The sequence below is a fragment of the Pseudomonas sp. genome (assembly GCF_040514055.1).
Classification (GTDB): Bacteria; Pseudomonadota; Gammaproteobacteria; order Pseudomonadales; family Pseudomonadaceae; genus Aquipseudomonas.
The window spans coordinates 1-21839 of record NZ_JBEVDL010000040.1; the positions used below are offsets into that span (position 1 = coordinate 1).

General features: G+C 63.3%; 18 protein-coding genes. 4 read left to right on the plus strand and 14 right to left on the minus strand.

Annotated features, from left to right (window positions below):
* Positions 1-572, plus strand: a 572-nt coding sequence (locus ABWY06_RS10315) for a BatD family protein (protein ID WP_502948181.1), incomplete at its 5' end; no start/stop codon positions are given.
* 56 nt (positions 573-628) lie between these two features.
* Complete coding sequence (locus ABWY06_RS10320) at positions 629-1465, plus strand: AraC family transcriptional regulator (RefSeq protein WP_353925480.1); 837 nt, start codon at positions 629-631, stop codon at positions 1463-1465.
* A 46-nt stretch (positions 1466-1511) separates the two neighbouring features.
* On the opposite strand, the gene ABWY06_RS10325 is transcribed toward ABWY06_RS10320, so the two are convergent.
* A complete protein-coding gene (locus ABWY06_RS10325; protein WP_502948182.1) occupies positions 1512-2105 on the minus strand; it encodes a LysE family translocator in 594 nt (197 codons plus the stop codon).
* A 149-nt stretch (positions 2106-2254) separates the two neighbouring features.
* Here ABWY06_RS10325 and ABWY06_RS10330 point away from each other — a divergent pair, with 149 nt between their 5' ends.
* Positions 2255-3235, plus strand: a complete 981-nt coding sequence (locus tag ABWY06_RS10330; RefSeq protein WP_353925481.1) for a hypothetical protein — start codon at positions 2255-2257, stop codon at positions 3233-3235.
* 69 nt (positions 3236-3304) lie between these two features.
* Here the strand turns inward: ABWY06_RS10330 and ABWY06_RS10335 are convergent, their stop codons facing one another.
* The 12 genes from ABWY06_RS10335 to ABWY06_RS10390 all read right to left on the minus strand — a co-directional run bounded on the left by ABWY06_RS10335 (position 3305) and on the right by ABWY06_RS10390 (position 19652).
* Entirely contained in the window at positions 3305-5683 is a 2379-nt protein-coding gene (locus tag ABWY06_RS10335) for an efflux RND transporter permease subunit (RefSeq protein ID WP_353925482.1), read from the minus strand.
* 19 nt (positions 5684-5702) lie between these two features.
* Positions 5703-6794 carry a WD40/YVTN/BNR-like repeat-containing protein gene (locus tag ABWY06_RS10340; protein ID WP_353925483.1) on the minus strand — a complete coding sequence of 364 codons (1092 nt, stop codon included), beginning with the start codon at positions 6792-6794 and terminating at the stop codon, positions 5703-5705.
* A 200-nt stretch (positions 6795-6994) separates the two neighbouring features.
* Positions 6995-8362, minus strand: a complete 1368-nt coding sequence (locus ABWY06_RS10345) for a DUF1329 domain-containing protein (protein ID WP_353925484.1) — start codon at positions 8360-8362, stop codon at positions 6995-6997.
* A gap of 65 nt (positions 8363-8427) precedes the next feature.
* Positions 8428-10431 carry a DUF1302 domain-containing protein gene (locus tag ABWY06_RS10350; RefSeq protein ID WP_353925485.1) on the minus strand — a complete coding sequence of 668 codons (2004 nt, stop codon included), beginning with the start codon at positions 10429-10431 and terminating at the stop codon, positions 8428-8430.
* A 490-nt stretch (positions 10432-10921) separates the two neighbouring features.
* Entirely contained in the window at positions 10922-13579 is a 2658-nt protein-coding gene (gene pepN, locus ABWY06_RS10355; RefSeq protein WP_353925486.1) for an aminopeptidase N, read from the minus strand.
* Between the two features lie 91 nt (positions 13580-13670).
* Entirely contained in the window at positions 13671-14498 is an 828-nt protein-coding gene (locus ABWY06_RS10360) for a DUF2797 domain-containing protein (protein ID WP_353925487.1), read from the minus strand.
* Positions 14499-14511: 13 nt separating this feature from the next.
* Positions 14512-14775 (minus strand): YeaC family protein, encoded by a 264-nt coding sequence (locus ABWY06_RS10365; RefSeq protein WP_353925488.1) that lies wholly within the window; start codon positions 14773-14775, stop codon positions 14512-14514.
* A 165-nt stretch (positions 14776-14940) separates the two neighbouring features.
* Positions 14941-15864, minus strand: a complete 924-nt coding sequence (locus tag ABWY06_RS10370; protein ID WP_353925489.1) for a tetratricopeptide repeat protein — start codon at positions 15862-15864, stop codon at positions 14941-14943.
* On the minus strand, positions 15864-16352 hold the full coding sequence (locus ABWY06_RS10375) for a hypothetical protein (protein WP_353925490.1): 489 nt from the start codon (positions 16350-16352) through the stop codon (positions 15864-15866). Before ABWY06_RS10375 ends, ABWY06_RS10370 begins: the two co-directional genes overlap by 1 nt.
* Positions 16349-17698 carry an AAA family ATPase gene (locus tag ABWY06_RS10380; RefSeq protein WP_353925491.1) on the minus strand — a complete coding sequence of 450 codons (1350 nt, stop codon included), beginning with the start codon at positions 17696-17698 and terminating at the stop codon, positions 16349-16351. Before ABWY06_RS10380 ends, ABWY06_RS10375 begins: the two co-directional genes overlap by 4 nt.
* Before the next feature lie 86 nt (positions 17699-17784).
* Positions 17785-18756 carry a metallophosphoesterase gene (locus ABWY06_RS10385; protein WP_502948183.1) on the minus strand — a complete coding sequence of 324 codons (972 nt, stop codon included), beginning with the start codon at positions 18754-18756 and terminating at the stop codon, positions 17785-17787.
* 5 nt (positions 18757-18761) lie between these two features.
* Positions 18762-19652 (minus strand): NAD(+) kinase, encoded by an 891-nt coding sequence (locus ABWY06_RS10390; RefSeq protein ID WP_353925493.1) that lies wholly within the window; start codon positions 19650-19652, stop codon positions 18762-18764.
* Positions 19653-19751: 99 nt separating this feature from the next.
* Here ABWY06_RS10390 and ABWY06_RS10395 point away from each other — a divergent pair, with 99 nt between their 5' ends.
* Positions 19752-20723: a DUF1853 family protein gene (locus ABWY06_RS10395; protein ID WP_353925494.1), complete on the plus strand. Its 972-nt coding sequence runs from the start codon at positions 19752-19754 to the stop codon at positions 20721-20723.
* Positions 20724-20729: 6 nt separating this feature from the next.
* Here the strand turns inward: ABWY06_RS10395 and ABWY06_RS10400 are convergent, their stop codons facing one another.
* Complete coding sequence (locus tag ABWY06_RS10400; protein ID WP_353925495.1) at positions 20730-21839, minus strand: cyclic nucleotide-binding domain-containing protein; 1110 nt, start codon at positions 21837-21839, stop codon at positions 20730-20732.

Consider the following 21839-nt stretch of genomic DNA (forward strand, 5'->3'; position numbering starts at 1 on the left):
CGGCCGTGGAGGTGCTGTGGTGGAACACCACGCTGGATCGACTGGAACGCAGCAGCGTACCGGCGCGCACGTTCGAGGTGGCGGACAACCCCAGCCTGCTGGAGCCGACGACACTGGCCTCGCCCAGCGAACCGCTGGCACTCGAGCAGGCCGAGCTATGGCCCTGGCAGCTCAGCACTGCGCTGTTCGCCTGCACCAGCCTGCTCGGCTTTGTCCTCTGGTGGCGGGCTCGGCAACAACCGGCGGTGCTGCGCACCGCGCAGCAGGGGCCGAGCCCGCGCACCTTGCTCGACGACCTCCGGCGCGCCTGCCTGGCCAATGACTCCCAGGCCACCCGCCAGGCGCTGGATGCCTGGGCCCGCCCGCAGCCGGAAACCCTGGCCGACATGGCCGCGCGCTTCCCCGCCCTGTCGGCGGCCCTGGACGGCCTGAATGGCGCGCTGTACAGCGAAGCCGGACAGTACTGGCAGGGCGAAGACCTGTGGGGGGCGATTCGCGCCTTGCCGCCCCTGGAAACCGGTCAGGAGCTCGCCCAGGAACCCAGCCCCTTGCCGCCGCTCTATCCGCGTTGAATACTGGAGCGACCGCCGCCACCTCGGGATCGGCGACGGGATCCGAGGTTCGAGCCGTGAGGTCAGTCGTGCAGGAGAAAAGCAAGCGCATCGCACAGTTCTGGCGCGCCCCCGAGTTGTCCTTCCTCGAGGCGCGCGCAGTGGCCGACGGCCGCGCGTTTTCCCATGCCAAGCACGCCCACGAGACCTTCTCCATCGGCGCCATCACCGCGGGTCGCAGCACCTACCTCAATGGCCGGACCCGGCAGACGGTCGGTGCCGGTACCCTGGTGCTGATGAACCCGGGCGACACCCACGCCTGCAACCCGATCGCCGACCAAGACTGGTCCTACCTGATGTTCTATGTCGACAGCCACTGGTTGCGAGGACTGCAGGAAGAGCAGGGGCTGCAGGTCGGTCGCGACATGCGCGCCTTTGCCAGCACCCTGAGTACCGACGCCCGGCTCTACACCGGGCTGTTGCGGCTGTTCCAGGTACTCATCGCCGCGGACAGCGATACACTGCAACGACACAGCGCCGCGGTGGAATTTTTCAGCCTGCTGCAGCAAGGCCTGGATCCGGCGCCACTGGATCCGGACAGGGCCAGTCACAAGCTGCTGCGCGCAGCGGACTTTATCCACGAACACTGCCTGGCCTCACCCCGCCTCGAGGATATTTGCCAGGCGGCCGAGCTGTCCCCGTCCTACCTGATCCGCGCCTTCAAACAGCACTACGGCATGACGCCCCACGCCTTTCTGCTCAATCGCCGTATCCAGGTCGCCCGCACCCTGCTGCGCCAGGGCGCGCCGCTGGCGGACGTGGCCCTGGAGACCGGTTTTGCCGATCAGGCGCATTTCCAGCGGGCCTTCAAGCAGTTGCTGGCCGCGACACCCGGGCAATACCGCAGCGCCTGAACGGTCGCCGTGCCGTCCGCGTCGGCTGGTCACGGCCACAGCGAGCTCAGCTCCACAGCAGATAGGCCGCGCAGCCCACCAACAATACCGCCATGAGCCGGTTGAACAGCCGCACCCCTTGTGGATTGTTCAAGTAGGCCCGCAGAAAGGTGCCGACATAGGCCCAGCAGGCGATGGAGAGGTAACAGATCACGAAGTAGATCAGGGTGAACTGCCAGACCAGCAGCGCTTCGCCGTCAGAGGCAAAGGCGCCCATCCCCGCCACCGAGGCCAGCCACGCCTTGGGGTTGAGCCACTGCATGGCGGCACCGCCGAGCAGCGACGGGCCCTTGGCATTGTCATCCTCACCCAGGCGACCGTCGTCCGTGGCCAAGCGATAGGCCATATAGAGCAGAAACGCCACGCCGCCCCACTGGATATAGGTCGTCAACAGCGGCCAACGCGCCAGCACCTGGTTCAGGCCCAGCCCGGTCAACAGCAGCAGCAGGGTGAAGCCGAAAGTGGCACCACTGACATGGGCCATGCTGGCGCGCAAGCCGAAGCGGGCACCGCTGCTCAGGGCGACGATATTGACCGGCCCCGGGGAAATGGAGGCGGCCAGCGCGAACGCCGCCATGGAAAGCCATACAGTCAGGGTCATTGGAAGTCCTCTCTTGGTAATGACGAGGTTCCAGGGTAAAGGCCACGCACCGAGCGGTATTGAAGAAAATGCCCCTGGCGGTTGCGCGCGCAGGTGACCAGGGCTGGCTACAGTCAATGCGGTCGCGCAGTCCCATCAAGGAGCAGTCCATGAGCCAGCCCGATCTAACCGTTCGTTTTGAAGGCCTGGAAGAAGCCAAGCCGGGAGACAATTGCTACGACCCCAAGCAACCCTGGTATGTCCATGTCACGGTGCTCAACGCCAAGTACAAGGATTCTATCCAGGGTGGGCTCGACCCCAACGATCCCACAGGGCCGGCGGCGGCCTGCAACCTGATGTTGCAGGTGATGAAGGGCAAGACCCTGGCCTCGGGCGTCGCCTACAGCACTTACGTTTCGGTCATGGCCCTGGATGGCTATCCGGCCCAAGGGGTCTTTGAGCTGGGCCTGTCGATCCAGTTGCCGCTGGCGGTCAAAAAGGCTGAGCTGGGCACCCTCTTCGCCTTCCGCATCGAAATCGACAGCGGTAAAACCGTGCCGGAAAGCGAGGAAGGCAACAATGTCTTCGTCTGGGAAAAGGGTACGCCACCGCCACTGTTCAAACTCGGCAGCGGTGAAGTCAACCCGGCCCCCCAGCCGGACGAGCACCTGGCCTTTATCGACACCGCGGCCGTCAGCAGCTCGGAGAAGCAGCTCAAGGTGCAGGTTCAGAACCTCGGTTCCCTGCCCTCGCAGCCCATGCCGGTCTACCTGCGGCTGTTCGACAAACCCACACCGGGCACTCCCGTGGGGCGCTCCTATCTCGGCGCAATCGGCCAGGTGCCGTCCCTGGCGCCGGGCAACAGTCTGTGGATTCTGCTGGAGTCGGACACGCCCTTTGTCCATCCCCACGCGCCAGCAGTGCCCCGCCGCTCGCGACGTCCGGCCCAGCATATACGGCTACGCCGCGGCGCCGGTAACGTAGGCGGGCTGGTGGAGGTGCAGGACTACCGCCTGGTCGACCGAGGCGATGATTTCGACGTGCTGATTCCCTTCACCCTGGCCTTCTACCATGGCTTCGGCACGCTGGGGTTTGGCGGTCCCGCCATTGGCAGCCGGAAGGGCCCGATCCGGATTCCGGGCAAGGGATAAACCTGGCCTGCCTGCTCACGCATAAAAAACCGCGGCCAGGCCGCGGTTTTTTATGGAGCCAGGCTGAGGTCAGTGGGCGAACAGCGAGTTGCCCACCTTGCCGGCCAGTTTCTCCGGCTTGATCAGGAACCGCGCCAGGGCCGGTAGCAGCCACAGCGCACCGAACATGTTGACGATAAACATAAAGGTCAGCATCAGCCCCATGTCGGCCTGGAACTTGATCGCCGAGAACATCCAGGTCGCCACCCCGATGGCCAGGCACAGGCCGGTGAACAACACCGCCTTGCCGGTGGATTTCAGGGTCTGGTAATAGGCTTCCTGCAGGGTCATGCCAGCGCGCAGGAAACTCTCCAGGCGGCTGTAGATATAGATGCCGTAGTCGACACCGATACCCACCCCAAGCGCGATCACCGGCAGGGTCGCGACCTTGACGCCGATGCCCAGCGCGGCCATCAGCGCGTTGCCCAGCACCGAGGTAAGGATCAACGGCAGCACGATGCACAGGGTCGCCGGGAAGGAGCGGAAGGTGATCATGCACATCACGCCGACGCACAGGTAGACCAGCGCCAGGATCAACAACTCGGACTTGCTGATCACTTCGTTGGTGGCCGCTTCGATACCGGCGTTACCGGCCGCCAGCAGGAACTCCAGGCCGTCCTTGTTGTGCTCGGTGGCGAAGGTCTGGGCGGCCGCGACTGCACGCTTGAGGGTGGCGGCCCTGTGATCCTCGAGGAAGACCAGCACCGGCGCCAGGGAACAATCGGTGTTGTACAGGCCATCGGCACGGGCGATGGAGTTGTTCAGTACGTCCTGGTTGCGCGACAGGGTTTCCCATTTCAGGTTGCCCTCGTTCATGCCCTTGATCACCTGCTTGGAGACGGTGACCATGGAAATGGCCGACTGCACCCCCGGGGTGTTCTGCATCTTCCACATCAACTCGTCCATGGCCGACAGGGTGCGGAAGGTCGAGCAGCCCTCAGGCGCGGTTTTCACCATCACCACCAGCACATCGGAGCTGGTCGAGTAGTTCTTGATGACGAAATCGTTGTCCTTGTTGTAGACCGAGTCAGGACGCAACTCCGGTGCCCCCTGGTCAAGGTCGCCGATCTGCAGGTTCTGCTGCTGGTACCAGAAACCGCCGATGCCCGCGGCCAGGGCGATCACCACCGAGATCGGTGCCACCACCGGGTGGGCGAAGTTCGACAGCAGACGCCAGAACGGGTGGTCGCGCACCGCATCGCGCTTGCTGCGCTCGATCGCCTTGCTGCTGATGCCGACATAGGAAATCGCCACCGGCAGCAGGATCAGGTTGGTGAAGACGATCACCGCCACACCGATGGAGGCGCCGATGGCCAGCTCGCGGATCACCCCGATATCGATCAGCAGCAGGGTGATAAAGCCCACCGCATCGGCCAGGATCGCGATCATGCCGGGCAGAAACAACTGACGGAAGGTACGCCGTGCCGCGGTCAGGGCGTTGTCCGCCTCACTCGACTGCAAGGCGATGCCGTTGATCTTCTGCACCCCGTGGGAGATGCCGATGGCGAAAATCAGGAACGGCACCAGCATCGAATAGGGGTCAAGCCCGAAGCCGACGGTGTGCATCAGGCCCAGTTGCCAGCCCACCGCGATCAGCGTGGTGAACAACACCGCCACGGTGCTGCGAATGCACCAGGTGAACCAGTAGAGCAGCACGAAGGTGATCGCCAAGGCCGCGCCGAAGAACATCACCACCATGATCAGGCCGTCGATCAGGTCGCCGACCTTCTTGGCGAAGCCGATGATGTGCACCTGGACGTTGGGATTCTGCGCCTGGTACTTGCTGCGGATCTTCTCTTCCAGCTGGTGGGAGAACTCCTGGTAGTTCAATTTGATCAGCTTGCCCTGGTCCTTGGGATCCGGGTAGGCCTCCAGCAGCGGCACGTCGACGATGCTGGACTTGAAGTTGTTCGCCACCAGCCGGCCGATCTGCCCGGACTTGAGCACGTTGTTGCGCAGCTCCTCGAGGCTGGCGGCGCTGCCGTCATAGGTCTGCGGGATGACTTCGCCGCCGGCGAACCCCTCTTCGGTCACCTCGGTCCAGCGAATGCTCGGGCTCCACAGCGACTTCAGGCCGGAACGGTCGACACCGGGAATGTAGAACACCTCGTCGTTGATCTGACGCAGGGTCTCCATGTACTCCTTGGCGAAGATATCACCGTCCTTGGACTCCACCGAAATCCGCACGGTGTTACCCAGGTTGGCCAGGTCGTTGCGGTGTTCCATCATCTTCTGGATAAAGGGATGGGTCAGCGGAATCATTTTTTCGAAACTGGTCGACGGGCGCACCTGGGTGGCCTGGTAGAACAGAAACACACTGACCAGCAGGCAGATCAGGATCACCGCCGGCCGGTTGTTGAAGATCAGGCGCTCGAGAAAAGTCGCCTTGTCCTGGTGATGGTTACTCATCAAACACTACCCCGGCTTATTATTGTTCGCCCAGTTTGGCGCCAGTCGGTGCGGCGGCGTGCACGCCACCCTGCCCCACCAGGATCAGGTTGCCCTTGCTGTCGCTGCTCACACCGGCCAGGGACAGACGATCGGGGCGGTTCAGCACGCTAAAGCTGCGACCGTTGTCGCTGCTCTTGAGCACGCTGCCGCCGTGTCCGACCACGACCAGGCTGCCGTCGCCCAGCAAGGTACCGTTGGCCAGGCCGAACTCCAGCGCGCCACTGGTCGTCTTCAGCGCGATCGCCTTCCAGCTCTGGCCAAAGTCTTCCGAGCGAAACAGGTTACCGCGCAAGCCATAGACCACCAGGGTCTTGGCTTCGGCGGTACCCAGCACCCCGAACAGGGAACCCTGGTAGGGCCCCTTGAGGGTTTCCCAAGTCTGGCCCCAGTCGGCCGAGCGGAACATGCTGCCCATCTCGCCGACGGCGAACAGGCCGGCGTCCTTGACCGCGCCGATGGCATTGATGTGGTAGCCGTCTTCGTTATCCAGACGATCGCTGGCATCGTCCCAGGTCTTGCCACCGTCGGTGGTGGTGAACAGGCCGCCGTAGGCGCCGACCACAAAACCGTTGGACGCGTCCTTGAACCAAACATCCAGGAAGGGGGCACCCTCCTCACGTTCGAGGTCGCTGAACTGCTGGGTCCAGGTGGCACCGCCATCCTCGCTGGCGAGGATTTGTGCATCGTGGCCGACCGCCCAGCCTTTTTTATCGTCGACGAAAAACACCGCGGTGAGCAGTTGGGTAGTTGGCACCTTGGCCTGCGACCAGGTCGTGCCGTCGTCGTCGGAGTAGAGGATATGGCCGCGATCACCCACCGCCACCAGGCGTTTGCCGGCGTGAGTGATGTCCAGCAACAGGCCTTGGGCCGCCTTGGGCGACTCGATGGAATAGGTGCTCGTCGCCGGCTTGCTGTCTGCCGCCTGCACGGTCGACACCAGGCTCAACGCCGACAGCAGCGCACAACAGGACAGCGCCTTGACCAGTGGAGAACGCCTGAACGACAGCGGAGCGCCTGAGACCTTCCCCGCATGGCCGGACTGGGTGCGCCACAGAACGGGCTCACTCATACACCTTTCCCCCTTTATTGTTATATGGTCGGTCTGTCATGGAGCAGACCGCCTATGCTATCCAGCTTTGGAAAGACCTGACAATCGACCTGACGTTATGTTTTGTTACGCCAAACCCGCGTGATTGACAGGTTATACAGGATTCACATGGACAAAGGCCGCTACCAGGGTAGCGGCCTTTGTTTAATACCACATCGGGCTCATCGTGTACCGCGTCGGCGCAGGGCGGCAGGCTTGAAATAACCATCGTCGGGAATCGCCTGGCTGAAGTCGACCGTGCTCGACTCCTCGCTGTCGAGGTTCTGCACGTGGTAACGACGCGCCTGCAGGTCGTGGAACACGTCCAGCGCCGACCAGGTGGTGGGCAGCTCATAGAAGTTCTTCAGGTAGGCCAGCGACACCCGCCACAGCTCACCACGTCCGTCGTACTGGTCGACCACCGCGGCCTGCCAGCTGTCCTCGTCGAGGAACAGGGTGCGCTTGGAATAGATATGCCGGGCGGTGCTTTTCAGCGTGCCCTCCACCACCCAGACCCGGTGCAGCTCGTTGCGGGTCAGCGCCGGATTGAGGTGCCCGACCTTGAGCAGGTCGTCGTACTTGACCCCCGGCGCGGATACCTTGTAGTTGTTGTAGGGAATGTAGATTTCCTTCTTGCCCAGCAGCTTCCAGTCATAGCGGTCCGGCGAGCCGTTGATCATGTCGGTGTCGTCGGCGGTGCGCAGGCCGTCGGCTGCGGAAATCGGCGTGTCATACGCCAGGTTCGGCGCACGGCGCACCCGGCGCTGACCGGCGCTGTAGGCCCAGGCCTGGCGCGGCTCCTTGACCTGATCCAGCGTCTCGTGTACCAGCACCGCGCCACCGGCCAGGCGCGCCGGGCTTTTGGCGAAGGACAGGTAGTAGAACATGACGTTGTTCAGGTCGGCGTACGAACCCTTGGGATCATAGAACTTGAACAGCGCCTCCTGTTGCGAAGTCACCAGGCTGAAGGCACCGTTGCGCTGCACGGCCACCTCGGAGGCACGGCGGACAATGTAACTGCCGCGGTAGCGGGCGATATGGTTCCACAGCGCTTCCACGCCGCTTTGCGGAATCGGAAAGGGGATGCCGCCGTAGGCGTCGGCAAAACCGTTGCCACCGTCGAGCAGTTGCGCGCTGCTGGCGTTTTTAAGGGTGTTGTCGTACACCCACTGCGGCGCCGACCCGGAGCGCCGACTGGGGTAGATCGGCATCTGATAGGTGTCGGGATAAGATTTGAACAGGGCGATCTGCCCCGGGGTCAGGTTGGCCTGGTATTGCGCCAGGTTGGCCTTGGTGATGGTGAACAGCGGCTTGTCGTCGGCGAACGGATCCGGGTGCTGCTGTCCCGCGGTCTTGTACGCAGCCGGGGGCTGGGTGATGCCGCCCGTCCAGGCCGGAATGGTACCGGCGGCATTGCCGGCTTTTTCCGCGCCAAAGGGCGTCAGGCTGCTGCCCAGCTTGGCCGCGTCCTGGGGCGACACGGCGGCCAGCGTCGTGGTGGACAGGGCCAGCGCCGCGGCGGCGCCGATCAGCCGGTAGGTGTTGAACATGGTGATTCTCCGTGATCCAGCAGCCGCCGCCGGAAACCCTGGCGACGGCTATCGGGTGAGTCGTATTAGAAGGAGTACTTGACGTTGATGCCGACGTTGTCGCGGTCGCGGCCACCGTCGTTCTGCCCGGCGCCGTAGAATTCGGTGTATTGCACCTCGGCTTCCAGGCTGTTCAGGTAGGCGGCGCGCAAGCCCAGGGTATAAGCCTGGCGACCCTCGATAAAGTTGCCGGTCTGGTGCGAGTTGCCCTTGAAGTCCTCCTTGTACACGGCAAAGGGCGACAGGTTGACACCGGCATAGACATCGTTCCAGGTGCCCGAAAGTAACAGGGTGTAGCCGTAGGCGTCGCGGTTGATCTGGTCGCCGCGGTCATAACCCGACACATAGGAGCCGTTGGGCCGACCGGCATAAGCCCGCTCGTTGCCCTGGTAGTCGGTGTAACTCAGGCGGCTGCCGCGCACATGCTCCGAGGCGAGTTCGGCCAGACCGAACAGCGAGTCGAAGGTCAGGCTCGGACCGAAGTTGTAAATGGTGCCCAGGGACGCGTTGAAGGCTTCCACCCGCTCGACGTTATGGATCTGGTCGCGCAGGCTGACCTGGCTACCACCGATATTGATCGGCCGGCCAGCCGCCAGTGGAGCGGCCTGGCCCAGCAATTGACCAAGCAGGTCGTTGGTCGCCGCCACGCCGATCGGCAGATTGGGTCGGTAGGCCAGGTCGCCGAACACCGACGCCTCGCCCAGGGTGGTGTTGAAGCTCAGGCCGAACATGCGGATGTCTTCGGCGTATTCCCGCCGTCCGGTGACCTGGTTGGCCACGTCGACCGCCGCCGCGCCGTTGACCAGTCCCAGCACGGTTTCCGCCAGCGGGTTACCCGCCGCATCGGCGGCGACCAGCGCATCGTAATCAGGGAACAACCCGCCGAGGCTGGCCAACTGGTCGATGTCCAACCCGGCGTAGCGGCTGTTCAGGTCGGCATAGATGGTCGGCTCCTTGGCGTGATAATTCACGAAGTAGAAGCCGAATTCGGTGGAGTTCAGTTCCTCGGCGATATAACGCAAGGCGAGCCCGTATTGCCCATCATTTTTTGCGTTCAGGTCCGTACCGATATCGGCCACCTTGAACACCCCACGGCTGTCGAGGTATTGGGTGCCCTGGATACCGGCGAACTGGCTGCCCACCGGAAACAGCCCCAGCACATTACCGCCATTGACCAGGGTGCCATAGGCGCTCTGGAAGCTCTCCGCACCCAACGCACCGACCGTGGTATAGGCCGTGTTGCCGCCCTCGGCGAACAGGTCGGTTTCGGAAAAGAAGGTCCCGGCCGGATCGATCGCGGTCTCCTTCCAGTTGAACTGGTAGAAGGTCTCCAACGACAGGTTGTCGCTCAGGCCGATGTTGAAACTCAGCGCCTCGACCGGCACCAGGACTTCCTTGAGTTCCGCCCCGGGCAGGCGGAACTTGGCGGCGTCCAGCGGGTTGGTGGTGTTCACCCCGCCGCGGTAGAACACGCCCTCGCCCCAGTTGAACACCTGCTTGCCGACGCGCACGGTGAGCGGCATGTCGGCCACGTCCCAGTTGCCATAGACATAGGCATCGAGGATTTGCGCGTTGCGCCCGGCGGCATGCCGGGTATCGCGGGTGAAGCGATCGTTGTCCGGAAAGCTCTGGCTGGGCTGCTGCGGGCTGTTGTTGTCGTTGTAGTCGTTGCGCTTGTCCATCAACTGGGTGTCGTAGAACGCCGTGCCGCGCACGAACAGCCCGTAGTTCTGGTAGGTCGCCTCGAGGTCCGAGGTGAACTTGTAGACTTCCGACACCAGGCCCGTATCGAAATTGCGGTTGCCGTCGTTGGTATTGATGTCGTCGTTGCTCTTGTCTCGCCCCTGCACCCGCCAGAGCTGGCCGTACGACACCGTGGTGTCGAGCGAACCGCTGACCTCGCCATCCAGGTAGCTGAACTCCACCGCTTGCGCCGGCGCGGCCAGCAGCAGCGGCAGCCAACCGACCAGGAGGAAACCGGCGCGGGCCGGGGCGGTAAACAAGGCGTGATGACGGGGCATGCTGAGCATCAAAAGGCTACTCCAGGGATACAACGGGTCGACGGGCCAGCGCGACACGCGCCCGGTTCATCCGTAGGGATGACGACTTATTATTGGAATGATCGGGATCGGCCCACGACGAGACCCGGAACTGGCCGGAAACCCCGTCGCGACACGACGCACTGGCTTATTGCAACCATGGTGCCAACAGCGGCGCTATCGCCGCCTGGGCAGGGACGATTTATGCCGCCCGGCGCGGCACTTTATGACTGGTCATTCACTGAACAACCGGAGCGGGATTCAGCGGGAAAACTTCCGAATCCGTCCTACGATCTGGCGCACTTGGTCAGTGCATTGTCCGGTCGCTTGGGCGGGGGCTGGCGCAGCGGCGATGCCCCCACGAGCAGCCAGCACGACACCACACTTGTCGCCCCGCCAAAAAGACCGGTTTTCAGCGCCATAGGTAACGAACAGCTGTTACCCGAGGGGGCCGGGTAACAGTTCGCGCCATTCGCCGGGGTTAGGCCAGACTCTTGCTGACCACCTCATAGACGTCGCTGGACAACTCGCCGGACGCGAGGATCCGCTCCAACTCGGCCTTCATCAAGGCCTGCCGAACGCCGTCATACTTGCGCCAGCGGGTCAGCGGCGCCAATTGCCGGGAGGCGATCTGCGGGTTCAGCGCGTTCAACTGGATCACCAGGTCGGCCAGAAAACGGTAACCGGCGCCGTCGATCCGGTGGAAGTTCACCAGGTTCTGCCCGGCAAAGGCGCCAATCAGGGCACGCACCTTGTTGGGGTTTTTCAGGTTGAACGCCGGGTGCGCCATCAACGCCTGCACCCGCTCCAATCCACCCGGCAAGGCACTGGCGGCCTGCACGCTGAACCACTGATCCATGACCAGGGGATTGTCCTTGAAGAACTCGGCAAAGGCCTCCAACGCCTTGGACCGCTCCGCCTCGAACGGCGAATTGACCAGCACCGCCAGGGCGGCCAGGCGCTCGGTCATGTTGTCGCACGCCTCGTACTGCTCGAGTGTCGCCGTCAGCACCTCGGGGCGAGCGCTGAGCATCAGGTAGGACAGCAGGATGTTCTGCAGGCTGCGCCGGGCAAAATGCTCGGCCTCGGCGACATAGGGCTGCTGGCGGGACAGGTCGCGATACGCCTGGTAACGCTGCCACAAAGGATCGAACAGGGCAGCGGCCAGTTCACGGCGGGCAAAGTCACGGGCGGCGTGGATGGCATCGACATCCGCCACCTCGCTGATCTCGGTTAGGTAGGCCTCACCGGGCAGCGACAGCATCTCGGCGACCATGGCCGGGTCCAGGCGGCTGTCGCCCAACACCGTGCCCAGCGCCTGCACCAGGCGCTGGTCCAGTACCAGCGACTCGCCCCGCTGATGCTGGCCGATCAGTTCCTGCAACACCTGCACCGCCAGTTGCTGGCCGGCCTCCCAGCGGTTGAAGCCATCGCTGTCGTGCTGCATCAGGAACATCAACTGGTCGCGGCCGTAGGGGAAACACAGCTTGACCGGTGCGCTGAACCCCCGCAGCAGGGACGGCAGGGGTTTTTCCGCCAGGCCGACGAAGGTGAAACTCTGTTCGGCCTGGTCCAGGGTCAGCACGCGCTGGGTGCCCAGGGCGCTGGCCTCGCCTTCCAGGCGCAGCGGCAGGTCGCGGCCCTGGCTGTCCAGCAAGCCGAGTTCGACGGGAATGACAAAAGGCAGTTTTTCCAGCTGCCCCGGGGTCGCCGGGCAACTCTGCACGAAGTCCAGGCGGTAGCTGCCGGCGGCCGCGTCATAGTGCTCGGTCACCGCCAGACGGGGCGTACCGGCCTGGCTGTACCAGCGCTTGAATTGACCCAACTCGACCGTGTTGCTGTCTTCCATGGCGCGAATAAAATCGTCGCAGGTCACCGCCTGGCCGTCGTGGCGCTGGAAATACAGGTCCGAACCGCGACGAAAGCCCTCGGCCCCCAGCAGCGTGCGCAGCATGCGCACCACTTCGGAGCCCTTTTCATAGACGGTCAGGGTGTAGAAGTTGGAAATTTCCATAAAGGCGTCAGGCCGCACCGGATGGGCCATGGGGCCGGCGTCCTCGGCGAACTGGTGGGTCCGCAGGTAGGCCACGTCCTCGATACGCTTGACCGTGCGCGAGTTCATGTCGGCCGAGAACTCCGCGTCTCGGAACACGGTGAAGCCCTCCTTGAGCGACAACTGGAACCAGTCGCGGCAGGTCACCCGGTTACCCGACCAGTTGTGGAAGTACTCGTGGGCCACCACGGCTTCGACGCGCTGGTGGGCGGCGTCGGTGGCGGTCTCGGCACGGGCCAGCACACAGCTGGAATTGAAGATGTTCAGGCCCTTGTTTTCCATGGCGCCCATATTGAAATCGTTGACCGCGACGATCATAAAGATGTCCAGGTCGTACTCACGGCCATAGACCTCCTCGTCCCAGCGCATGGATTTCTTCAGGCTGTCCATGGCGTGCTGGCACTTGTCGACGTTCTCCGGCTCGACATAAATGCGCAACGCCACCTCACGCTGGCTCTGGGTGGTAAAGCTGTCCTCGATCGCCCACAGGTCACCCGCCACCAGGGCGAACAGGTAAGCCGGTTTCATAAAGGGATCTTCCCAGGTCGCCCAATGCCGGCCATTGTCTTCCGGGCCGCTGGCGATCGGGTTGCCGTTGGACAACAGTACCGGGTAGTCCTTCTGCGCCGCACTCAAGGTGGTGGTGAAGCGACTCATCACGTCCGGGCGATCGAGGTAGTAGGTGATCTTGCGAAAGCCTTCGGCCTCGCACTGGGTGCAGAACAGCCCGCCGGACTTGTACAGCCCCTCGAGGGCCGTGTTGCTCTCCGGGTGGATGCGCACCGTGCTGTCCAGGGTGAAGGTGTCGGCCGGTGGCGTCAGGCTCAGATGGTTATCATCCACCCGGTAGTCGCCGGCCTGCAGGGCACGGCCATCCAGGCTCAGGGACAACAACTCGAGCTGCTGGCCGTCCAGCACCAGCACTGGCAGGCCAGCGCCACGCACCGGGTTGCGGCGCATGACCAGTTGCGCATGGACCAAGCTGTGGTCCTCGAACAGCTCGAAGGTCAAGTGGGTCTCGTCGATCAGGTAGTCCGGCGCCTGATAGTCCTTCAGGTAGATCATCTTCGGTTGTTCGGTGCGCATGGCTTGTGGCCCTTATGTTGGGTGAGACACGGCGGTGGGTGGGGCCGTGAACAGATAAAAGCCGCGCTGGCACAGCGGCTCTCTTCAGGCGTTACTCATGCACGGCAAGCTGGTACGCCGTGTACTTGCGAATGTTGATCACACCGGTATCGAACAACAGGTACTGCCCCTTGATGCCCAGCAACGTGCCCTCGGCAAGGGGGTTCTTGTCCAGGTTGAAGCTGTTGATTTTGGCCGGATAGCCCTGGATCGGGTAACGAATTTCGATGGGCTGCGCGTCGTTCAAAGGCTGAATCGCCTGTAAGCCAAAACGCTGCTGCAAACCCAGCAGGCCGTCGGCGCAATGCTCGAACAACTGCGCGCGCACCGCCGTCAGGTCGACCGGCGGCGCATCGCCCTTGAGCAACACCCGCCAGTTGGTCTTGTCGGCCACCTGGCTGCGCAGCAGGTCCTCGACGAAGCCGGACTGCTGGCGCGTGGCCACGCGCAGGATCGGCAACGCCTGGGTCGCGCCCTGGTCGATCCAGCGCGTCGGCACCTGGCTGGCGCGGGTGATGCCGACCTTGACCCCGGAGGAATTGGCCAGGTAGACCACATGCTCGGTCATGCAAAACTGCTCGCCCCAGGCCGGCTCGCGGCAAGTCCCGGCGTCGTAGTGACACCGCTCAGGGCTCATGATGCAGAGGTCACACTGGGCCAGCTTGCTCATGCAGGGGTAACAGTAACCCTGGCTGAAGCTGGTCTTGGTCTTGCGTCCGCAATGGCTGCAATGGATCGCACCCAGGTATTCCAGGCGCAGCGTCTTGCCGATCAAGGGATTGACCGGCACCTCCTGCTCGCCCAGGCGAAACGCGTACTGCACCGGCTCGCCCAGGCGCGCCGCCATCTTGCTCAGGGCACCGCGGCCCAGCTCGCTCATCGAAAGACGACCATCAGTGCAGCGTATCCGAGGTGGCGAAGAGCAGGTTGGGGATCGGCTCGGCCTTGGAGGCGCAGGCCTGCTCGCCCATATAACCGGTGCGCTGGTCCTCGGGCAGGTTCTGTAGCTCCCAGGCGATGACGGCCTGCAAGCTCAGCTCCTTCTGCTCCAAGGTCAGCTTGCGGCCATCGGGCCATTTGCCGATTTCCACCGCCAACTTGAGGTTGTGGTAGATCTCGGGGGTGATGTTCTCGATCATTTCGGCAAAGGACGACATGGATGTCTCCAGAATCAAAACGCCAGTTTACCGAGCTTGCCTTTGATCCGCACCGGCTAGCGACCCGTTGACCACGCAAAAAGCGTTCAACCCAAACTTGATCCCCGCCCATGCGCCGGCTGAAAACGCGCCATGCACTGCAGCACAACCCCTCCATTCAGATCACTAGAAGTCCTTGGACAGGCGCACTTGGGACAGCTCCCTCTCCAGCGACTTCCTGAATAATTGCGGACCGGCAAAGCTGTAGAGTACGAAACCCAACCACGCCCACTCAATAGCGTTCGCCAGCAGCGGCTGATCCTGCTGAGTGACCGCGATCACAGTTATGCGGTAGACGACGTACATCGCCAGTAACACCACAATGGCGCGAACAGCTCCGAGCTCCTGCATCCAGGAATTCCAGCGCCACCACCAGCCTAGGAAAATATTGCTGCGCGCCTTGATCGCTGCAATGAGATAGAGCGCGGCTACATCATTGGCGTTCTCTTGCAGCGCCCAGACACCGTGCTCTTGCGCTGACTGCAGCGCTCCTTGCCGGAGTAGCAGGTGCCCCATGGTGACTAAAGCCCCCGGGTGGTTCGGCTGTATCGTCAGCGCCTGCTTGGCGAAGAACTCGGCCTTGCCCACCTCACCCCGCGCGCGGTGGTGCTCGGCCAAAGCAGTCAGCGTTTCAGGACTCTCAGGCTCGAGCTGTAAAGCCCTGGACAGCAGCGGCAAAGACTTTCCGGACCGCCGCGAGAGCCCGTAAAGCTCGGCGAGAGCCCGATAATAAGACGCCTGCAGCGGGTCCAGATCAAGCAATAACAGCAGGTGGTGCTCTGCCTCCTTGAACCTGCGGGCGGCCATCGCGGCGCGAGCCGTTGCAAAATGTCCTAACGCAAGACCGGGTTCCAACCTGAGTGCCTGTTGCGCCTCCCATCGGGCGGCGTGCAGGCGTCGCTGGCTAAGCAGACACAGTGAGAGCAAGGCATGAGCTTGAGCGCACTCGGGATCGTCACTGAGCAGCTGCTTCAGGCTACTGATAGCACCTTCAGTATGACCCGCGTCCAAACGTTGGTACGCAAGGGTTAATAGATAGGATGGATTCATCAACTCACAACCAGATACCAAAGGGGAGAAGACAGCAGTCCCAGTACCACCGGACGCAATACAAAAGCGCCGACCAGCATCACCGGCAAGCCAAACCGACTGAGCACTCCCCCATAATACCGGTAGAGCTCAATCGTTTCGCTTTGCAAGCTGAAAAGGGCATACCCCAGGCTAAGTTTCCACACGACCAACACCAGCAAGGCATATGGCAGCACGTTCTCAGACGGGATATAACCAGCCTTCAGGCCGTGCAACAAACCGAGGCCAAGTGCCAGACTGCCTAATACCGCCGTAGTGACGAGCAGAAATTCACGTTTTTTAGTCGGGCTACCTACCGCCACCGCGTTAAGGGCGAGCCATGGAAAACCCAACCAGGCACCGGCCAGCATCAACGCCAACAGCGGCCATAGCGGCTCCACCGCAAGCTTGGCCAATACCCCCGGTTGCGGCTCATCGCGAAGCCGGTAGACAGATCGTCCACCACTCATCGATTTTTCTCATGTCGCTCGAGAAAGGCCAGCACGTCATCGTACTGCCCTCCCTCATTGGCATAACGCGCGTAGTTGCGCGCAGTGGTTAACCACTCGAGCGTCGTGGGACGAACCTCCTTCAACGCGCCCTTGAGGTGGCGATCCGCCAACGGCTGCTCAATACCGGCGGCGATGGTCTCTTCGATAGCTTCGTCAACGCCGGTTTCAACCAGCTCTTTAAGGTCGGCACCGGAAAAACCCGAGGTGTTTTTCGCCAGAAAAGCAAAGTCAATATTTGCTTCACAGGGCCGACCGACCACCAGCAGCTTGAGTAGGCTCTCGCGGGCGGCGCTATCGGGCGGCGGTACAAACAGGACGCGGTCGAAGCGACCAGGGCGCCGAAATGCCGCATCAACGGACCAAGGCACATTGGTTGCCGCGAGAATCAGAACCCCGTGGTTGGCCTGGGAAAACCCATCCATTTCAGCAAGAAACTGGCTCACCAGTTTGGATGACGTAGCTTCCCGCGTATTGGAACGTTTTCCGCCCAGAGCCTCGACCTCGTCAAAAAATAGAACTGCAGGTGCATTGGCCCGTGCTTGTTCAAACAACGCGTGAAGCTTGCGCTCCGCTTCACCAATGTACATATCCAGCACATCAGAAATCGCCACGTTGAAAAAACGGGCGTTGCACTCCCCCGCAGTAGCCCTGGCCAGCATCGTCTTGCCGCAACCTGGAGGGCCGTACAGCAGAATACCGCCGCCCACCCGCTTGCGAAAACGCTGGAACAAGCCAGGCTTTTGATAGGGCAAGATAATTTTCTTGTGAATGGTTTTCTTCAGTTCATGCAAACCTCCGACATCGGCAAAGGTCAGCCGCGTTTGTGGGGGTTCAAGCAGCCGCCGTGCTTCCAGCTTATCGGTATCGTCGTTGGAAATGACCCGCAGCCGCGGGCGCCCCGAGGCGCTGGAATAATCCTCGGCGCAAGCGCTCAAGCGCCTGTGCAAGGCTACATCTTCCAGTCCGGGGCTACGCTCAAGTACCGCCAGGTACTCGGCCAGCCCCTCCTCCATCCGCTCCAGATCAGCCAATGCCTTGGCCCTGAGCATGCCCAAAGCCGGGCTGTCGCCGGTCGCCCAGCGCATGGCCCGAGTGGGCTCCCCCGCGCCAAGGCACAACGCCGCAGCCAGCTCCCGAGCTGGCTCCCCGCCGGCGAACAACGGCGGATCTTCCGGCAGCCATTGCAGCGCTCGCGCGTACTCGCCGCGTTGCAAGTAACCGCCCAGCAAGACCGTCAGCAGGGCGATATTTTCAGGCGTGGCGTGCAGCGCTGCCTCCAATTGTTCGAGCGTCGAATCGTCCATTGCGTACGCAATCACCTGTAGTTGAATTGAGGTTCGAGTGGGTCAAACCGAACTCGGTGTCACCTGTCGACCCGAGGGGCGCCTCGCTATCGCGGCGCCTCTGGTCGTTCCACCTCGACCCAGACGAACTTGGCCGGATCGAGGCGAGTTTCCTGGTCCAGCCGATAGGCCACCAACTTGCCGTACATCACCGCGCTGTAGTCCAGGCAGGCCAGGTTCGGCCGGATCGGCGCCGGCTTGCCGCGCCGCCAATAGTGGCCAACGAACAGCAAGGGTTCGTTGGCCCCGTAGACCAGCAACTGCTCCTTCTCCAGTTCCGACAGCGGGGTCTGCGCGGCCAGCGCCGGCAGCGCATCGGGTTGAAAGACCACATCGCCATAGGTCTGCGGGTCTTCTTCCCAGAACTTGGTGCGAAAGAAACGCCGGGTAAAGCCCTCGTCAGTGGTCAGGGACAAGCCATGGGGCAGGCGCATGTCGGTGCCGCGCAACAGGCGGTCGAACACCGTGCTGGCGAAGCTGCCTGGCACGGCGGCCGCCTGGATAAAGGCCTCGTCGACCCGACCGTCGGCGAACAGCCCACGTAGCGGCGCGATCAGTTCGGCGTCCCAACAGGCGTGCACCAGGCGAAAGCGCCCGGCATCGATAAACAGCGGCAGCTGGTAGAACCAGTCGAGAAACTCGCGCCATTCGACCGGATAAGCCTCGAACTGGCTCAGCGTCTCGTGCAGCAGCCGGGCATGCCGGGGCGTGTGCTCGCGCACGAAACGCTGGCCGCTGCCCGGCAGTGCCGGGGTGCTCCAGCCCAGGGCGTTGAATTCATGGTTACCCATTATGCACAGGGCCTGGCCGTTCTCGACCATGTCCCGTACCAGATGCAACGCCTCGCGAATGCGCGGGCCGCGGTCGATGATATCGCCGAGAAACAGCGCCATGCGCCGGGGGTGGCGCCAGCTGCCTTCCTGCTGGCTATAGCCGAGCCGCTCGAGCAGGCGCTCGAGGGTGCGGGCACAACCGTGTACATCCCCGATCAGATCGTAACTGCGTGTCGGGTCCAGCAACATGATCACTCGCCTCCGCGGCCGAGCCGACTGCCCCAACCCAGCTTGGTCCGGCAGACTTCGTAATAGTTGTGATCCAGCGGGTGAATCAGGCAGAGCTTCTGTGGGCGCTTGTTGATGGTCAGGGTATCGCCTGGGGCACAGGTAAAATGGTTCTGCCCATCACATGAGACCAGTGGATAGATTTGCAGGTCCTTGGACACGACGATTTTCAGCTCGCTGTTGCCATCGACCACGATTGGCCGGCTGGACAGGGTATGCGGGTACATCGGCACGATGACGATCGCATCCAGCTTGGGATGCATGATCGGCCCGCCCGCCGACAGCGCGTAGGCGGTCGATCCGGTCGGCGTGGCAACGATCAGGCCGTCGGCCTTCTGGCTGCAGACGAACTGGCCGTCGATAAACAGCTCGAACTCGATCATTCGGGTCGACTTGCCCGGGTGCAGCACCACGTCATTGAGGGCATCGCCCTGGCCGATGGCCTCGTCGTGCCGGCGCACCTCGGCCTCCAGCAGGAAACGGTTCTCCACCAGGTAACGCCCTTCCAGCACCTCGGCGACCTGGGTTTCCAGCTCATCGGGCAGGATATCGGTGAGAAAGCCCAGGCTGCCGCGGTTGACCCCCAGCACCGGCACCTTGTGCCGGGCCAGGGCCCGTGCCGCACCGAGCATGCTGCCATCGCCACCGACCACTATGACCAGGTCGCAGACCTCGCCGAGGATCTTGCGCGAACAGGTTTGCAGGCCATGGCCGGGCAACACTTCGGCGATGGTGTCTTCGAGGATCACATGCAGGTGACGCTCGAGCAGGAACTTCTTCAGGCGGCGAATGGTGTCCAGGACATGGGGACTGCCCAGGCGACCAATGATGCCGATATTGCGAAATTGCTCCATGGAGGCTCTCTGCGGCGGGCGTGAATGGCCGATTATGGGTGAAAGCCGGGAGCGTCGGCAAACTCGCTACCGGCGGGGCAAGACGGCTATCCTCGCAGCATGATGCCTTTCAGCGACTTGCTCGACCTGCCCCAGCACCTGCAGCAGCCCGCGGTGCGCGATCTCGCCTGGGTGGTGCTGTCACCGCCGCTGTTGCAGGCCGCGCCCTGGCCGCAACGCCACCCACTGCAAGGCAGTGATTGGGTGAACCAGCCGCAGCTGCTGCGGGCCTGGCTGCAGCAGCTGGATCGCGACAGCGGCCCGCTGCTGCAGTGGCTGAGCCAGGGCTCGATCCGGCGCCTGGGGCTGTATTACGAACGCCTCTGGCAATTTGCCCTTAGGGCCGCGCCCGGTATCGACTTGCTTGTCGCCAACCTGCCGATCCGCGTGGGCGGCCAGACCCTCGGCGAACTGGACTTGCTGCTGCGCGACGGCGAAGGCCTGCATCACCTGGAGCTGGCGATCAAACTCTACCTCGGGCCCCAACAGGGTGGCGGCGCGGATCCCGCGCACTGGCTCGGCCCCGGCAGCCACGACCGCCTGGACCTCAAGCTCGATCACCTGGCTCGCCACCAACTGCCCCTGTCGGCCCGCCCGGAAGCGCAAGCGTTGCTGGCAGGCTGGACGAGCGAGCCGCCCAGCGCCGAGCTGTGGCTCGGCGGTTACCTGTTCTACCCCTGGCCGGGTCACTGCGAAGCCCCCTTCGGCAGCCATCCGCAGCACCTCTCGGGACGCTGGCTGCGGCGGCGGGACTGGCCGGCCTTTCTGGCCCAGAGCCGCGCCGGGCGCTGGCAACCGATCCCGCGCCAGACCTGGCTGGCACCGGCGCGCGTCCAGGCCGAGCACACCTGGCCTGTCACGCAGTTGGAGGCCTGGCTGCTGGCGCTGGACCCACTGGCCCAGGCCCAACTGCTGGTGCGGCTGGAAGCAGACGACAGGGGCGATTGGCGCGAAGCCGAGCGGTTGTTTCTGGTGTCGGACGCCTGGCCGCACCCGGGGCTGCCGGCGGAGCGCGAGGCCGGCAGCCGGTAAGCGGCCTCAGCGGCTGCGTTCTGTGCGCCCACCTGAACGGGCCAGGTAACCCGAGCCACTCTCGCACAGCAGGCCGTCACGCAGCACCGGCGGCAGCGCATCCAACCCGTCGCGCAAGGCGTACACCCGGAATCCCAGCTGTGACAGCAGGAACACCGCGCTGGCACTGCGTTTGCCGCTGTCGCAGTAACACAGGTAGGTGCGGCTCTTGTCCAGCAAGCGGGTTTTCAGCCGCAGCAACTGCAGCGGCATGTTCAGCGATTGCAACGCATGAGCGCGCTCGTACTCGTCCTGCAAGCGCACGTCCAACCACTGGGCGCCGCCGGCCAGCAAGCGGGCCGCCTCGCCCAGGGACACCTCGTCGACCACCGGCGCCTTGAGCAGGGAGAAGAAATCCTGGCGGTTCAGGCGCAACACCGTGCCGGCCTCGAGCAGGGTGACGGTGGCATTGCGCGGTCGATCGGCCAGCAGGGCCTCTTCGCCGAAACAGGCACCGACCTGCAACTCCGCCAACACCTGCTGGGCGCTGTCGACACCGCGAATAACCTCGGCCCGACCGCTTTTCAGGAAAAAACAGCAATCGCCCGCCTCACCTTCACGCAACACCGTACTGCCGGCGGGCAGGTCGATGGTTTGCAGTCGCGCGAGCATGGCCCGCACATTGGACGGCGGCACCTTGGCGAACAGCGGGTTTTCCAGCAGCTGCTCGATCCACTCGACATCTTCACCGCTCTGACCCAGTTCCAACAACAGGTCGTGGTAGACCAGCCGCCAGGTCAGCAACCGCGCCAGGGTCGCGCTGTCCAGTGCCAACAGGCTGACATCGGTCAGCGCGCGCGCCTCGTGCAACCGCGGCAAGGTCGGGGACAGGGGATGGCAACTGGCCTCGCTGCCTGCGACCAGACGCTCCTGGCCGCCGTCGACGGTGCGCAGCTGAAGTTCGCCGGCCAGCAGGTAGTAGGTCAGGCGCGCGCGGTCGCCCTGGCGGAACAACAGCTGACCGGCCAGCAAGGGCTGCGGCACCAGCTGGCTGCGCAATTCACGCCACTGCTGCTCGGACAACACGTTGAGTGGCGTCAGGCTGCGCAGTTGCTCGGGATTCAGAGGCTCACTCAT